Here is a 16130-nt window from a genome sequence, read left to right as displayed (position 1 = left end):
CCCTTACACCGAAAGGGTCTTGAGCTTGCGGTTGCCGTGGATCAGCGCGGTGATCGCGTGGGTCACGGTGACCGAGGTGAACATCGAGGTCAGGATGCCGATCAGCAGCGTCACGCCGAAGCCCTTGATCGGGCCGGAGCCCATCGTGGTCAGCGCCAGCGCGGCGATCAGGTGGGTGACGTTGGCGTCGAGGATGGTCGCCCAGGCCTTGTCGTAGCCGGCGCGGATGGCGGCATGCGGACTGGAGCCGTTGCGCAGCTCCTCGCGCACGCGTTCGCAGATCAGCACGTTGGCGTCGATCGCCATGCCCAGCGTCAGCACGATGCCGGCGATGCCCGGCATGGTCAGGGTCACGCCGATCATCGACATCACCGCGACCAGGATCACCAGGTTGAAGAACAGCGCGATGTCCGCCACCAGGCCGAACAGCTTGTAGTAGACCGCCGCCGCCAGCAGCACCAGGCCCAGGCCCAGCAGCACCGCCTGCAGGCCCTGCTTGATGTTGTCCTGGCCCAGGCTGGGACCGATCACGTACTGCGAGACGATGTCCATCGGCGCGGCCAGCGAGCCGCCCTTGAGCAGCAGCGCGAGCTCCGAGGCCTCCTTCGGGCTGGACAGGCCGGTGGTCTGGAACTGCTTGCCGAAGACGCCCTGGATGGTCGCGTCGCTGATGACCTCCTGGGTGGTGTGCGGCACGCGCACTTCCTTGCCGTCGACCATCTTGGTGTCGTAGACGGTCTCCACGTACACCACCGCCATCGGCTTGCCGACGTTGGCGCTGGTGAAGTCGAGCATCTTCTTGGCGCCGGCCGCGCTCAGGGTGACGTCGACCTTGGGCGTGCCGCTCTGCTGGTCGGTACCGGAGGCGGCGTCGACCAGCTCGTCGCCGGTGACGATCACGCGCTTGCTGACCAGCACCGGGCGGTGCGTGCCGCGCTCGTAGTAGAGGTTGGCATCGGGCGGGACGTTGCCGGTGCGTGCCGCCTCGACTGCACGCGGGTCGCCCGGAAAGCCGATGCCGGCGCGGTATTCCAGGGTGGCGATCGCGCCGATCACCTTCTTGGCCTCCGCCGGGTTCTGCACGCCGGCGAGTTCGACCACGATGTGGTCCTCGCCCTGCTGCTGGATCACCGGCTCGGACACGCCCAGCGCGTTGATGCGGTTGCGCAGCGTGCCGGTGTTCTGGCGGATCGCGTTCAGCGCCAGCTCGCGCAGCTTCTCCGGCTTGACCGCCACGTTGAGCAGGAAGCGGTCACCGGTGCTCGCTCCGTCCTGCACCAGCAGGTCCTGGTACTCGGCGCTGATCGCCGCGGCGGCGGCGGAGCGGTCGTCGGCCGAGCGCAGCACCACGTTGATGCCCTGCCCGCGCTGGCTGGCGCGGGTCACCGATTCGTAGCGGATGTTCTTCTCGCGCAGCAGGCTGCGGATGTCGTCCGCATAGCGGTCTTCCTGCTTGTCGATCACCGCGTTCTGGTCGACCGCCATCAGGAAGTGCACGCCACCTTGCAGGTCCAGCCCCAGCGGCATCGAGTTGGCGTGGATGGCGCGCAGCCAGCCGGGCACGGTGGAGGCCAGATTCAGCGCGACGGTGTAGTTGTCGCCCAGCGCGCCCTTGATGACGTCGGCCGCCTTGGCCTGCACGTCGGCATTCGGGAAGTCGGCCACCAGGTGGTCGCCTTCGATCCCCAGGTGGGTGTAGGACACGTTCTGCTGCTTCAGCGCCGCGGCCACCTTCTGCTCGACCGAGCTGTCGACCGCGGCACCCCGGCTGGCGAGCACCTGTACCGACGGCACCGGCGGGAAGGCGTTGGGCAGCGCGTAGACGATGCCGAACAGCAACACGATCGCGACCAGCGCGTATTTCCAGCGTGGGAAGTCACTCATGCCTGGGGAGCCCGTTCTCGTTACTTCTTCAAGGCCGCGGCCCCCTCGGCCGCGGCGGATGGCCTGACCGGCCTCAGGAGGCCTTCAGCGTGCCCTTGGGCAGCACCTGGGAGACGGCGCCCTTCTGCAACTTGATCTTCACGTTCGGCGCGATCTCGACGGTGATGAAGCTCTCGCCCACCTCGTCCACGCGCCCGGCGATGCCGCCGTTGGTGACCACCTCGTCGCCCTTGGCCAGCGCCGCGACCATGTTGCGATGCTCCTTCTGGCGCTTCATCTGCGGGCGGATCATCAGGAAATAGAAGATGACGAACAGCGCGATCAGCGGCAGGAAGCTGAAAAGCGGGTTGCCCGGCGCGGCCGCGGGGGCGGCCTGAGCGATCGTGAGGGACAGCGGCAGACTCATCGTTTCATCCTGCAAGTTGAGGCGCGGACTGGAATTTCCGTCCGCGCCAGGAAAAAGATCTTGGATTATGCCATGCACCCCAAGGGCATGCACGGCGCCTTCACAGGGACGGCACGGAGGCCCGAAAAGTTCCAGCGGCCGGCCCGGGACGCCGCCGGCCGCCATGCGCGGCCACGCCTCTGTGGGAGCGAGCTTGCTCGCGATCCTCTTTCGCCGCGCGCCGAAAGAAAGGAAGGCATCGCGAGCAAGTTCGCCCCTGCAAGACCATCAAGCGACCGCGCCGCGGCGCCGCGCGTAGAAGGCGGCGACGAAATCCTGCAGCGCGCCGGCGGCGATGGAGTCGCGCAGTCCGGCCATCAGCCGCTGGTAATGGCGCAGGTTGTGGTGGGTGGCGAGCTGGCTGGCCAGGATCTCGTTGCAGCGGTCCAGGTGGCGCAGGTAGGCACGGGAAAAGCCGTTGGCGCAGGCGTAGCAGTCGCAGCCCTCCTCGATCACGCGGGTGTCGTCGGCGTACCTGGCATTGCGGATGCGCAAGGTGCCCTCGGGCACGAACAGGAAGCCGTTGCGCGCGTTGCGGGTGGGCATCACGCAATCGAACATGTCGATGCCGCGGCACACCGCCTCGACGATGTCTTCCGGCCGGCCCACGCCCATCAGGTAGCGCGGCCGGTCCGCCGGCAGCAGGGGCAGGGTGAAGTCCAGCGTGCGGTTGCGCTCGGCCTCCGGTTCGCCGACCGCCAGGCCACCCACCGCGTAGCCATCGAAACCGATCTGCACCAGGCCTTCGGCCGAGCGGCGGCGCAACGGCTCGTACACGCCCCCCTGCACGATGCCGAACAGGGCGTTGGGATTCCGAAGCTCGTCGAACGCGCGGCGCGAGCGCTCGGCCCAGCGCAGCGACATCGCCATGGAATCGGCCGCCTGCCTCTCGGTGGCCGGGTACGGCGTGCATTCGTCGAAGATCATCGCGACGTCCGAATCGAGCACCGCCTGGATCTTCATCGAGACTTCCGGCGACAGGAACACCTTGGACCCGTCCACCGGCGAGGCGAAGGTCACGCCTTCCTCGGCCAGCTTGCGCTTGTGCGCCAGCGAGAACACCTGGAAGCCGCCGGAATCGGTGAGCATCGGCTTGTTCCAGCCGACGAAGCGATGCAGGCCGCCGAACTTCTCCACGATGTCCAGGCCGGGCCGCAGATACAGGTGGAAGGTGTTGCCCAGGATGATCTCCGCACCGAGTTCGGTCAGGTCGCGAGGGGTCATCGCCTTGACCGAGCCATAGGTGCCCACGGGCATGAACGCGGGGGTTTCCACCGTGCCGCGGGCGAAGCGGAGGCGCCCGCGGCGGGCGGCGCCGTCGCGGGCAAGCAGATCGAATGTCATGGAAGTCATCGGGGGATTATCGCCGTTCGCGCGGGGCGGCGGCGATCGGCCCGTCCGGTACCCTGGGTTTCGCCGCGCCCCCGGGCCGGGGGCGCGGCGCACGGCTAGAACGACAGCCGGTACGCGAGCGTGGCCGTGCTCGCGTGCTCGCGCTGCGCGAAGCGATGGTCGAGGCCGAAGGACAGGCCCGCGCGCGGCGACATCGCCCAGTCCAGGTTCACGCCCGCCACCCCGCCGTAGCGCGACAGCCCGACGCCACCCAGCGGCGCCCACTGGTCGATGCCGGTGAAGCTCGCCTCGAAGACATCCCCGCGCATCGCGAAGGCGCGCTGCCAGGCCAGGTGCATGCCGAGGTCCAGGTTGCCGCCGCCGGCGAAGCTCCAGCGCCGCGTCGCACGCAGGCCCAGGCCGGCCTGCCAGCGCTCCACGGCATGGGCATCCGCCTTGAGGCCGAAGCCCCAGGCGCCCGACTCGTCGAAGCCGCTGCTGTCGATGCGCGCATACTGCACGCTGGCATAGGGCGTGAGTGCGAGCGCCCCCAGCGAGGCGCGGTAGCCGCTCTCGCCGTAGGCCACGTCGTAGTGCCCGCGGCTGTCGCTCGCCACGCCCGCGAACGCGGGGCCGAGCTCGAGGTTGCGGTGCATGCTCTCGCGGTAGCTGCCGATGCCGATGCGCCCCATCAGGTAAGCCTGGCCGCGCACCACGCCGCCGTAGAGCATGCCCTCCAGCGCGTGGCTGCGACCCTGGTCGGCGCTTTCGGCGAGCCGTCCCAGGCCCCGCGTCTGGCTCAACGCGAAACCGGCCACGCCGCTGCTGCCGATGCGCATGTCCTGGCCGGCGAGGACGCCGCTGAGGTCCACGCCCACGTCGGCGTAGCCGCTGCGCCCCATGTCCCCGTGGTAGCCCAGGCCCTGCGCCCAGCCGCCGGCCGAGGTGCTGTCGAGCAGCTGGTCGAACCGGTCGGACAGGGCGCGGGTGCCGGCGTCGATCGCCTCGAAGGTCATCGCCGCGCTGGCCGCGTGCAGTTGGCCGGAGAGGCTTTCGAGCGAGCGCTGCGCAGTGGCCAGCGTGGCCGCCTGCTGCAGGCTCGCCGCGCCCGCGACGAAACCGCCGGTCGCCGACGCCGATCCGACGCCGGCCGCCGCGAGCCGGGTGTCCAACTGCCCGAAGGCACCTTCCACGCGTTGCGCCGCGTTGTACGAGGCGGCGGTGTAGCTCATGCCCTGGATTGCCGTGACGTCGGCACGGGTGACGTCCAGCCAGGCACTGGTGGCGTCGTAGCCCGGCGTGGCGGTGAGCATCACGTTGGAGGCGGCGTTGATCGCGCCGAAGGTGCCGGTCAGACCGCCGACGGTGTCGATCACGTCGGTGTGCGCATGGGCGACGTAGTCGGAGCGCTTGCCGATGACGTACAGGTCCCCGCCGGCGAGCGTGGCGGTGCCGTCGACGCGCAGCACCGAGCCCAGCTCGAGCGCGAGGCGCCCGGCGCCCTGCTGGACGTAGTCGCCGGAGATGTTCACGTCGGCGCCGCTCACGGTCAGCACGCCCGCGTTGGTCACGCTGCCGCCGATGTCGGTGGCCGAGCCCAGCGTGCCGCCGGCGTCGATCTGCACCGAGGAGGCCAGCGCCTGCACATTGAGGATGCCGCCTTCGATGTGGGTCAGGCCGGTGTAGGTCGCGTCCTGGGTCAGGTCCAAGGTGCCCGGCCCCTGCATGATCAGGCCGCCCAGGCCGGAGATCGGGTTGTTCCAGCTCGACTCGCCGGTGAAGCTGACGGTGACGTCACCCCAGTCGAATTTCGCCGGGCCGTTGACCGCCTTGCCGACGTCCAGCATGCCGTAGCCGAAGGTTGCATCCGGGCCCGGCGCGCCGATGTCGTCGGCGGTGCCGAGCAGGGTCTGACGCACCAGGTCGTTGTCGAAGTACGGATAGGCCTGCCACACCAGCGCGGCAGCGCCGGACACCTGCGGTGCGGCGAACGACGTGCCCGTGACGATCCAGTAGTCCTTGGAAGGATCCGGGTTGGGAAAATCCTTGTCGGCCACGATCACGTCGCCCGGCGCCGTGAGGCAGTAGCGCATGGCCTTGCCGCAGGCATTGGAATAGTCGGCCAGCTTGGTGGCGCCGTCGGCGGCGCTGTTGCTGTCGGCCGCCACCGCGACCAGCCAGCCGCGTTCCAGCTCGGGCGCCAGGTTGGGCAGCGCGGCGATGTCGCTGGGGTCTGCGCGCGAATCGTTGCCGGCGGCGAACACCACCAGCCCGTCGTGGTTCAGCACGAAGTCGTCGTAGGCCTGGCCGAAGGCCTGGTTGATCGAAGCGTCGCTGGTGTCCCAGTAGATGCCGCCCCAGGAGTTGTTCTGGATGCGCACACCGGCGTTGATCAGGTCCGGGTTGAGCACCTGACCGAAGAAGTCGGCATCGGACGCGCCCACCGCGTTGCCCTGGCCGGAGCCGTCGTCCGTGGGCTCCTTGTCCGCGATGATGCGCGCGGAAACCAGCGTCGCCCCCGGCGCGATGCCGCCGGGGAACCGGTCGAAGGCCTGGCCGGCGGCGATCTCCGAGACCCAGGTGCCGTGGCCGACCACGTCGTCGATGCTGGTGTTGTTGGTCGCCGGGTCGACGTAGACCAGCTCCTGGCTCACCCGGCCGGTCAGCGCCGGATGATTGCGCATCACTCCACTGTCTACGATGCCGATGGTGACGCCGGCGCCGGTGTAGCCCTGCGCATGGGCCGCATAGGTGTCGGTCAACGCCAGCTGGGCATCCAGCGGCGGCTGCGCGGTCGGCGTGGTCGGGGGCGGCTCCGGCGGCGGCGTGACGGGCGTGGGACGGATATTGCCGCCTCCGCCTCCGCACGCTCCCAGCCCCAACGCGACGAAAATGCCCAACGCCACTTCCCGGTGGCGCAAACCCTGCCGTTTCATATGCACGCTCCCCTCGCTCGCCTCGCATCCTTGCCGGCCGCCCGCGCGATTGCGCGGACCCCAAAGCCCGCAAGTGACCCCAGTGTGGCACAGCGGCGGGGGCGGCGAAGCAGGCGCGGCCGGCGGCCGCCGTTTGCCGCACTGCGGCATGGACTGCGATAATGGGTGAACACCCACGGCGCGGCCCGTCGCGCCCAGTCTTCGGAGAATGCCCCATGTCCGACGTCGTCATCGCCGGCGCCAAGCGCACCGCCATCGGTTCCTTCCTCGGCCAGTTCACCGGCGTGCCGACGCCTACCCTCGGTGCGGCGGCGATCGGTGCCGCGCTGCAACAGTCGGGAATCGCTCCGGCCGACGTCAGCGAAGTGCTGATGGGCTGCGTGCTGCCGGCCAACCTCGGCCAGGCCCCCGCCCGCCAGGCCGCGCTCGCCGCCGGCCTGCCGCCCGGCACCGGCTGCACCACCATCAACAAGGTATGCGGCTCGGGCATGAAGGCAATCATGCTGGGGCACGACCTGATCAAGGCCGGCTCGGCCGCGATCGTGGTCGCCGGCGGCATGGAGTCGATGACCAATGCGCCGCACATGGTCGCTGCACGTACCGGCATCCGCTACGGCGACGGCCAGCTGGTCGACCACATGGCCTGGGACGGCCTGACCAATCCCTACGACGGCAAGGCCATGGGCGTGTTCGGCGAGCAATGCGCCGACAAGTACCAGTTCAGCCGCGAGGAGCAGGACGCCTACGCGATCGAGTCGGTCAAGCGCGCCCAGGCGGCGCAGGCGTCCGGCGCCTTTGCCGAGGAAATCGTCCCGGTCACGGTCAAGGGCCGCAAGGGCGACGTCACGGTGGACACCGACGAGCAGCCGGGCCGCTCCGACATCAACAAGATCCCCAGTCTCAAGCCGGCCTTCCGCAAGGAGAACGGCACCATCACCGCCGCCAGCTCCTCCAGCATCTCCGACGGCGCCGCCGCGGTGGTGCTGCTGTCGGCCGACGATGCCAAGGCGCGCGGCCTCGCGCCGCTGGCGCGTATCGTGGCCCATGCCACCCATTCGCAGGAGCCGGAGTGGTTCACCACCGCCCCGGTGGGCGCGATCCGCAAGGTGCTCGACAAGGCCGGCTGGAAGGTGGACGACGTCGACCTGTTCGAGGTCAACGAGGCCTTCGCGGTCGTGGCCATGACGCCGATGCGCGAACTGGGCATTCCGCACGAAAAGCTCAACGTCAATGGTGGCGCCTGCGCCCTGGGCCACCCGATCGGCGCCAGTGGCGCGCGCCTGATGGTCACCCTGCTCAACGCCCTGAAGACCCGCGGCCTCAGGCGCGGCGTGGCGTCGCTCTGCATCGGCGGCGGCGAGGCCACGGCGATCGCCGTCGAGCGGCTGGATTGACCGGCCCGGGTGCGCGAACCGTCACCTCCCCTCCACGAAACGAATGAAAGCCGCTTAACCGGGTTTTTAATATGTACTGAAGGCGACGCCATAAACCGGTGGCGCGCTTTAAGGGAAAGCGTTATTAATACGCGGCCAAAACGGCATTCCACGGCAAAGGAGATCCACCATGAAGTTCACGCGTACCCTACTCGCCTCTGCGCTCGTCGCGCTGCTGGCGGCTTGCAGCAACGGCGCGCAGGATTCCGCGCAGGACGCCCAGCAGTCCGCCGACCAGGCCCAGCAGTCCGCTGACCAGGCCCAGCAGGCTGCCGCGCAGACCCAGAGCCCGGCTGCCGACCAGGCTGCCCAGCAGGCCACCACCGAGGCCAACGCCGCCGGCCAGGCCGCCGACCAGGCCCAGCAGGCCGCTGCCGCTGCTTCGGCTGCCGCCCCGGCCAACAGCGACGCTTCGCACGATGCGATGTCGCAGGCCAAGGACGCCGCTTCCAACGCTGCCGACCAGGCCGACAAGGCCGCCGACGCCGCGAAGGATGCCGCCAACAACGCCAAGGATGCCGCCAAGGACACGAACAAGGGCCATTGATCCCGCGTTCGCTTGGAAAAGAAAACCGGCCGTCCGCGGCCGGTTTTTTTTTGCGTGCTTGACGGCGCGCCACGTCGTGGCCGGTTATGATCCGGTGTTTGGCCGGCGCCCGGATCAGCCGCTCGCCACCGCGGCCGGCCCCGTGCACATAACCGCCACCGGCGGCCCGAACGACGAGCCCGTATCCATGAGCATCATCGCCTCGCAGATCGACCCCCGTTCGCCCGACTTCCAGGCCAGCAGCGCCGCGTTGCGCGCCCTGGTGGACGACCTCCGGCAGCAACTTGCGCGCAGCGCGGACGGCGGCGGCGCCAGGGCGCGGGAGAAGCACACCGCACGCGGCAAGCTGCTGCCGCGCGAGCGCATTCGCGCATTGCTCGATCCCGGCTCCCCCTTCCTCGAGCTCTCGCCACTGGCGGCGCACGGCATGTACGACGACGCGGCTCCGGCCGCCGGCATCATCACCGGCATCGGTCGGGTCGACGGCATCGAGGTCGTGGTGGTCGCCAATGACGCCACGGTCAAGGGCGGCACCTATTTCCCGATGACCGTGAAGAAGCACCTGCGCGCGCAGGAGGTCGCGCTGGAGAACCGGCTGCCGTGCATCTACCTGGTCGATTCCGGCGGCGCCTTCCTGCCGCTGCAGGACGAGGTGTTCCCGGACAAGGAGCACTTCGGCCGCATCTTCTACAACCAGGCGCGCATGTCCGCCCTCGGCATCCCGCAGATCGCCGTAGTGATGGGCTCGTGCACCGCCGGCGGCGCCTACGTGCCGGCGATGAGCGACGAGACCGTCATCGTGCGCGAGCAGGGCACCATCTTCCTGGGCGGCCCGCCGCTGGTGAAGGCGGCCACCGGCGAGGTGGTCGACGCCGAAACGCTGGGCGGCGCGGACGTCCATACGTCCGTCTCGGGCGTGGCCGACCACTACGCCGAGAACGATGCGCACGCCCTGGCCATCGCGCGCGACATCGTGGCCAGCCTCAACCGCAGGAAAACCATGCCTCTCGCCGTGCGCGCGCCGATCGAGCCGCGGTATCCTGCCGAGGAGCTCTACGGCATCGTTCCGCAGGATGCGCGCCGCCCCTTCGACATCCGCGAAGTGATCGCGCGCATCGTCGACGGTTCGGAGTTCCACGAGTTCAAGGCACGCTACGGCAAGACGCTGGTCACCGGTTTCGCGCACATCCACGGCTACCCGGTCGGTATCGTCGCCAACAACGGCATCCTGTTCGCCGAGAGCGCGCTCAAGGGCGCGCACTTCATCGAGCTGTGCAACCAGCGCAACGTGCCGCTGGTGTTCCTGCAGAACATCACCGGCTTCATGGTCGGCAAGAAGTACGAGCAGGCCGGCATCGCCAAGGACGGTGCCAAGATGGTCACCGCCGTGGCGTGCTCGCACGTGCCCAAGTTCACCGTGGTGATCGGCGGCAGCTTCGGGGCCGGCAACTACGCCATGTGCGGCCGCGCCTACGGCGCCCGCTTCCTGTGGATGTGGCCCAACGCGAGGATCAGCGTGATGGGCGGCGAACAGGCCGCCAGCGTGCTGGCCACGGTCAAGCGCGACGGCCTGGAGGCCGCCGGCAAGAGCTGGAGCGCGGAGGAGGAAGAGGCCTTCAAGGCGCCCATCCGCGAACAGTACGAACGCCAGGGCCATCCGTACTACGCCAGCGCGCGGCTGTGGGACGACGGCATCATCGACCCGGCCGATACCCGCCGCGTGCTCGGCCTGGCCATCTCCGCCTCGCTCAACGCCCCGATCGAACCGCAGCGCTTCGGCGTGTTCCGCATGTGACCGACGGCGCGGCCCGGCGCGCGGCCGCGCACCTCGCGGTCACGCACGGGCGCCTCCTGCAAAGGCCCGTTCGAGTGCCCGCCCGGCGCTGTGTACACTCTCCCCGACAGGGAGGACAGGGATGATCGTCGGTATCGACCTTGGCACGACCCATTCGCTGATCGGCTGCTACGGAGAATCCGGTCCGCGTCTTTTCACCAACGCCCTGGGCGAGTTCCTCACGCCCTCGGTGGTCAGCATCGACGCGGACGGGCATGCCCTGGTCGGGCAGGCAGCCCGCGATCGCCTGGTCAGTCATCCGCACGCCAGCGTGGCCAGTTTCAAGCGCTGGATGGGTACTGCACGCGAGACGCGGCTGGGCGAGCGCACGTTCCGCCCGGAGGAGCTCTCGGCGCTGGTGCTGCGCTCCCTGCTGGCGGACGCCGAGGCGGCCACCGGCGAGAAGGTCACCGAGGCGGTGATCAGCGTGCCTGCCTACTTTTCCGACGCCCAGCGCAAGGCCACCCAGGCCGCCGGCGCGCTCGCCGGCATTCGCGTGGAACGCCTGATCAACGAGCCCACTGCGGCCGCCCTCGCGTACGGCCTGCAGGAGCGACCGGACGGCTCGCGCTTCCTGGTGTTCGACCTCGGCGGCGGCACCTTCGACGTCTCCGTGCTCGAGATGTTCGACGGCGTGGTCGAAGTGCACGCGAGCGCGGGCGACAACTTCCTGGGCGGCGAGGATTTCCTCGACCTGCTGGAGAAGGCGTTCCTGGCCGACCGGGGCCTGCGCGCGCAGGATCTGGACGCGACGGCACGCGGCACGCTGCGCCAGCGCCTGGAGACCGCCAAGCGCAGTCTGGCCGGCCAGCCGGTGGCGGAGGTACGCGTCACGCTGGGCGACACCACGCAGGAGTGGAGCATCGACGAGGCGCGCTTCGCCCAGCTGGCCGAGCCGCTGGTGCAGCGCATGCGCGCCCCGCTCGAGCGCGCCATGCGCGATGCCCGGCTGCAGCCCTCGCAATTGAGCGAGATCGTGCTGGTCGGCGGCGCCAGCCGCATGCCGCTGGTCGCGCGCATGGTCTCGCGCATGTTCGGCCGCCTGCCCCTGCGCCACGTCAACCCGGACCAGGCGATCGGCCTGGGCGCCTGCGTCGCCGCCGGCCTCAAGGCGCGCGACCGGCGCCTGGACGAGGTGGTACTGACCGACGTGTGCCCCTACTCGCTCGGCACCGCCGTGGCGCGGCGCGATGCGCAGGGCCGGATCCAGGGTGGCTTCTTCGAGCCCCTCATCCACCGCAACACGGTGGTGCCGGTCAGTCGCGAGCAGGAGTTCCTGCCGATCAGCGAAGGCCAGAAACACCTGCGCCTGGACGTCTACCAGGGGGAAAGCCCGCTGGTGGAAAAGAACATCAAGCTCGGCGAGCTGGAAGTGGCGATCGACCCGTCGCGCACCATCCAGGAGAACGCGGTCGCCGTGCGCTTCACCTACGACGTCAACGGCGTGCTGCAGGTCGAAGCCCAGGTGCGTTCCAGCGGCCAGCGCTACGAGCTGGTGCTGGAGCAGAACCCGGGCCTGCTCGACGCGGCGCAGATCCGCCAGCGGCTGCAGGCGCTGCAGGACATCAAGATCCATCCGCGCAGCAAGCAGGAGAACCTCGCCGTGCTTTCGCGCGCCGAGCGGCTCTACGAGGAATACCTGCACGCCCGCGCGCAGGTGCAGGCCTGGATCGCCCAGTTTCGCGCCGTACTCGAGACCCAGGACGAGATGCTGATCCGCGAACACCGGCTGGAGCTGGGGCGCGCCCTGGACGCGCTGGAGACCATCTGATGTCGCCGTTCGCCGAGCTCGGGCTCGAGGCCGACGCCGACGAGCGCGCGATCAAGCGCGCCTATGCCGCGCGCCTGCGCCAGACCCGGCCGGAAGACGACCCGCAGGGCTTCCAGGCGCTGCATGCGGCCTACCAGGCGGCACTGGCGCACTGCCGGCAGCGCGAATCCGGGGCGGTCGCGGCGGAGGCGGCACGACCGGTGGTGCCGGTCCCCGCGCCCGAACCGGCACCCGTACCGATCCAGCCCGAGGCGTGCGCCCCGCCTGCCACCGCGCCGGTCCCGCGCCGCCTCGCCGTGCCGCCGCTACCCGTCCCCCGCTTCGAGCTCGGCGCGTTCGTGCAGGAAGCGATCGCGCGGGCCGGCGCGGGCGATGCGGCCGCCCTGGAGCGCTGGCTGCACGGTGTCGAGGCGCTGTGGTCGCTGGATACCAAGGCGCAGGCCGGCCATGCGCTGGTGACCGCGATCTACCGCCAGGCGCCACCGATGCCCGAGGCCTGCCTGGACACGCTGCTGGCGTTCTTCGGCCTGGACCATGCGCGGGCCGGCCACGACCCGCTGGCCCTGCAGCAGTTGCGCCGCCGTGTGGACCTGGCCTGGCACCTGGCACCCGCGCAGCGCGGCCGGCTCGCCCTGGCACTGCGCATGAGCGAGCGCTCCGCGCGGCGCAAGCTGGACGCCGCCCTGCGCCAACTGCAGCGACCGTTCCACTGGTCGCAGGCGTTGTTTCGGGGGCTCCCGCCGGCCTTCGTACAGGGCACGGCCCGGCTGGTGCAGCGCCTGTGCGGGGGACACCTCGACCTGCTGCCCGCCAGCGTCGACCGGCGCCAGCTGGCCTTCTGGCTGGCGGCCGCCGATGCTCGCCACGTCAGCCGGCCGCGCCTGGCATTGGCGGGCGCACGCATGCTGGCGGCACTGCTGTCCAGCCTGCCGCTGGGCCTGTTGTTCGGCTGGGTCGCGAACGGTCCGGGCACAGGCATCGACCCGGGACCGGTCGGCGTCACGGCAACCTGCGTGCTTTTCCTCGGCTTGCTGGTGTTCGCCTTTGCCGCCTGGGCGCAACTGGTGCGGTGGCAGGCGGATCCCATGCCCGCGGGACGATGGACCGGCCGGATCCATGCGGGCCTGATCCCGCTGCTCGTGGGCGTCGGCCTGGCCATCGGCGCCCTGGCGGACGCTCCGTTCGCCGGCTGGCCGGTGCTGCTGCTGACTGCATGGCTGGCCGTGGCGCGCAGCCTGCGTGGCCGGGCGATTCCGCCCGGCGCGCGCGGATTGCTGTGGATCGGCTTCGTGCTGGCCTCGCCGCTGGCGCGATCGCTGGCCGAGGCGGACGTCCGGCCGGCATGGTTCACCGCTCTGTTCGCTGCCGTTGCACTGGGCGCCTGGGGTGTCGACCTGGCCCGCCGGCGCCCGTGGCGGCTGGTGCGGGCCCGCTGAGTCAGCGACCGCGCGGGCGGAATTGCAGCGGCATGGTCACCTCGCGCGGCACGGTCGGCGGCGCGCAGCCGCCGCAGGTGGAGCAACCGCCCCCGCTGCCGCAGCCGCCGCTCTTCGCCTCGGCCGGCTGCAGCCAGCGACCGAGCCGTCGTACGGACGCCTTGCGTCCCGGACGATCGAGCGCGGACGACAACCGCGCCTGCATGCGCCTGGCCGTCTGCGGCAGCAGCTTGCGGAACGCGGCCAGCAGGCTGGCCGCCAGGACCAGCGCGAGCACGACTGCCTGCAAGGTGTCGAACACGGTCACGAGAGCACCCGCGCGATCTGGTAGGTGAGCAGCGAGGCCAGGTAGGCCAGGCCGAACAGGTAGCCGGCCGTGATCGCCACGTTGCGCCACGAGTTGGTCTCGCGGCGGATCACCGCCAGCGTGGACATGCACTGCGGCGCGAACACGTACCAGGCCAGCAGGCTGAGCGCGGTGGCCAGCGACCAGTCGTGCGCGATCAATGGCCCGAGCTGGCTGGCCAGGGTGTCGTCGCTGCCGGCCATGGCGTACACCGTGCCCAGCGCGGATACCGCCACCTCGCGGGCGGCCAGGCCCGGCACCAGCGCGATGCAGATCTGCCAGTTGAAGCCGACCGGGGCGAACACGTAGTGCAGCGCGTGGCCCAGCCGCCCGGCCAGGCTGTAGTCGATCGCCGGCCCCGCGGCGCCGGGCGGCGGCGCGGGAAAGCTCGAGAGGAACCACAGCAGCACGGTGAGCGTCAGGATGATGCCGCCCACGCGCTTGAGGAAGATCTTGGCGCGCTCCCACAGGCCCAGCGCGATGTCGCGCGGATGTGGCAGCCGGTACGAGGGCAGTTCCATCAGCAGCGCATGCTCGCTCTTGTCGCGGCGCATGCGCTTGATCACGAAGGCCACCGCCAGCGCGCTGGCGATGCCGGCCACGTACAGCGCGAACAGCACCACGCCCTGCAGGTTGAACAGGCCCCACACCGTGCGTTGCGGAATGAAGGCGGCGATCAGCAGCGTGTACACCGGCAACCGGGCCGAACAGGTCATCAGCGGCGCCACCAGGATGGTGGTCAGGCGGTCGCGCGGATCGGTGATGCTGCGCGTGGCCATGATGCCGGGCACCGCGCAGGCGAAGCTCGACAGCAGCGGGATGAAGGCGCGTCCGGTCAGCCCCGCCTTGAACATCAGCCGGTCGAGCAGGAACGCCGCGCGCGGCAGGTAGCCGGACTCCTCCAGCACCAGGATGAACAGGAACAGGATCAGGATCTGCGGCAGGAACACCAGCACCGCGCCGAGGCCGGCGAAGATGCCGTCGTCGAGCAGGCTGTGCAGCGCGCTGTGCGGCGGCAGCGGCGCGGCGACCCGGCCGCCCAGCGTGGTCACAGCGGCCTCGATCGCATCCATCAGCGGCTGAGCCCAGGAGAACACCGCCTGGAAGACCAGAAACATCAGCACGGCGAGGATGCCCAATCCGAACACCGGGTGCAGCGCCCAGCGGTCCAGCGCGTCGTCCAGCGCGTCGGTGGCGCGTGGCATGGTCACGGTGGCGGCCAGCAGCGCGCGCACCTGCGCGTGCAGGTCGCTGCGACTGGCCGGGTCGTCCGGCTGCGCGGCCACGGCAGGCGGAAGCTCGCCGTCGACGCGCGCGACCAGCGCCCTGGCACCCCCACGCCGGACCGCGACGGTCTCCACCACCGGCACGCCCAGCCGCCGCTGCAGCTCCGGCACGTCGATCACGATGCCGCGGCGGCGCGCGGTGTCCATCATGTTGAGCGCCAGCACCACCGGGCGCCCCAGGCGCATCACCTCGAGCACGAAGCGCAGGTGCAGGCGCAGGTTGGTCGCGTCGGCCACGCAGACGATCAGGTCCGGCGCCGGCTCGCCCGGGTAGCGGCCCTCGCAGACGTCGCGGGTGATCTGCTCGTCCGGGCTGGCCGCGTCGAAGCTGTAGGTGCCGGGCAGGTCGAGCAGCTGCAGCACGCGTCCCGAGGGCGCGACGAAGCGGCCCTCCTTGCGTTCGACGGTGACGCCGGCGTAGTTGGCGACCTTCTGTCGTCCGCCGGTGAGCAGGTTGAACAGCGCGGTCTTGCCGCAGTTCGGATTGCCGACCAGGGCGATGCGCAGGCCCTGCGCGCTCATGCGGCTTGCCCGCGCACGAGCACGCGCGCCGCCTCGCTGCGGCGCAGCGCGAAGCGGGTGGAACCGATCTGGATCAGCAACGGGTCCGCCCCCAGCGGGCCGCAGGCCACCACGCGCACCGGCTCGCCATCGACGAAGCCGAGGTCGCGCAGGCGTTGGGCAATGGGGTCGCCGGCGCGGGCGTCATCCACGCGGTCGACGAAGGCGGGCGAACCTTTGGGCAGGTCGGACAGGCGCACGGGCGCATTCTCAAATAAGAATGGTTCGCATTATAAGACCAAAAGGTGGGCCGCGGGTTCCTCGTCACCGCAGCGCTGCGTCGCGCCCCGAGCGGCTTGCGCGGAGCCGTGCCGCGGGG

12 protein-coding genes are annotated in these 16130 nt (G+C 70.3%); 5 read left to right on the top strand and 7 right to left on the bottom strand.

Annotated elements, in window-relative coordinates:
- Positions 1 to 3: 3 nt before the first annotated feature.
- The 4 genes from secD to WAT24_RS10850 form a co-directional block, all read right to left on the bottom strand.
- On the bottom strand, positions 4 to 1884 hold the full coding sequence (gene secD, locus WAT24_RS10865; protein WP_336807886.1) for a protein translocase subunit SecD: 1881 nt from the start codon (positions 1882 to 1884) through the stop codon (positions 4 to 6).
- 73 nt (positions 1885 to 1957) lie between these two features.
- Positions 1958 to 2290 carry a preprotein translocase subunit YajC gene (yajC, locus tag WAT24_RS10860; protein WP_336807885.1) on the bottom strand — a complete coding sequence of 111 codons (333 nt, stop codon included), beginning with the start codon at positions 2288 to 2290 and terminating at the stop codon, positions 1958 to 1960.
- Between the two features lie 267 nt (positions 2291 to 2557).
- A complete protein-coding gene (gene tgt, locus WAT24_RS10855) occupies positions 2558 to 3682 on the bottom strand; it encodes a tRNA guanosine(34) transglycosylase Tgt (protein ID WP_336807884.1) in 1125 nt (374 codons plus the stop codon).
- A 95-nt stretch (positions 3683 to 3777) separates the two neighbouring features.
- Positions 3778 to 6597 (bottom strand): S8 family serine peptidase, encoded by a 2820-nt coding sequence (locus WAT24_RS10850; protein ID WP_336807883.1) that lies wholly within the window; start codon positions 6595 to 6597, stop codon positions 3778 to 3780.
- A 215-nt stretch (positions 6598 to 6812) separates the two neighbouring features.
- Between WAT24_RS10850 and WAT24_RS10845 the strand changes: the two genes are divergently transcribed.
- The 5 genes from WAT24_RS10845 to WAT24_RS10825 all read left to right on the top strand — a co-directional run bounded on the left by WAT24_RS10845 (position 6813) and on the right by WAT24_RS10825 (position 13618).
- Entirely contained in the window at positions 6813 to 7991 is a 1179-nt protein-coding gene (locus tag WAT24_RS10845; protein WP_336807882.1) for a thiolase family protein, read from the top strand.
- Between the two features lie 169 nt (positions 7992 to 8160).
- Positions 8161 to 8577: a hypothetical protein gene (locus tag WAT24_RS10840; protein WP_336807881.1), complete on the top strand. Its 417-nt coding sequence runs from the start codon at positions 8161 to 8163 to the stop codon at positions 8575 to 8577.
- A 187-nt stretch (positions 8578 to 8764) separates the two neighbouring features.
- Complete coding sequence (locus WAT24_RS10835) at positions 8765 to 10372, top strand: carboxyl transferase domain-containing protein (protein ID WP_336807880.1); 1608 nt, start codon at positions 8765 to 8767, stop codon at positions 10370 to 10372.
- Positions 10373 to 10493: 121 nt separating this feature from the next.
- Entirely contained in the window at positions 10494 to 12182 is a 1689-nt protein-coding gene (locus tag WAT24_RS10830) for an Hsp70 family protein (protein WP_336807879.1), read from the top strand.
- Positions 12182 to 13618, top strand: coding sequence for a J domain-containing protein (locus tag WAT24_RS10825; protein WP_336807878.1), 1437 nt, complete (start codon positions 12182 to 12184; stop codon positions 13616 to 13618). Before WAT24_RS10830 ends, WAT24_RS10825 begins: the two co-directional genes overlap by 1 nt.
- A gap of 1 nt (position 13619) precedes the next feature.
- Here WAT24_RS10825 and WAT24_RS10820 read toward each other — a convergent pair whose 3' ends face one another.
- The 3 genes from WAT24_RS10820 to WAT24_RS10810 are packed head-to-tail and all read right to left on the bottom strand — an operon-like array spanning position 13620 to position 16011.
- On the bottom strand, positions 13620 to 13925 hold the full coding sequence (locus WAT24_RS10820; protein ID WP_336807877.1) for a DUF6587 family protein: 306 nt from the start codon (positions 13923 to 13925) through the stop codon (positions 13620 to 13622).
- The gene (gene feoB, locus WAT24_RS10815) at positions 13922 to 15772 is read right to left on the bottom strand and encodes a ferrous iron transport protein B (protein WP_336807876.1); all 1851 of its coding nucleotides are present in this window, start codon (positions 15770 to 15772) and stop codon (positions 13922 to 13924) included. The genes WAT24_RS10820 and feoB overlap by 4 nt, the downstream gene beginning before the upstream one ends.
- Entirely contained in the window at positions 15769 to 16011 is a 243-nt protein-coding gene (locus WAT24_RS10810; protein ID WP_336807875.1) for a FeoA family protein, read from the bottom strand. The genes feoB and WAT24_RS10810 overlap by 4 nt, the downstream gene beginning before the upstream one ends.
- Positions 16012 to 16130: the final 119 nt, after the last annotated feature.

Source organism: Fulvimonas yonginensis (assembly GCF_037137055.1).
Lineage (GTDB): Bacteria > Pseudomonadota > Gammaproteobacteria > Xanthomonadales > Rhodanobacteraceae > Frateuria_A > Frateuria_A yonginensis.
Note: the sequence above shows the minus strand (reverse complement) of the source record. Positions and strands in the feature narration are given on the sequence as shown.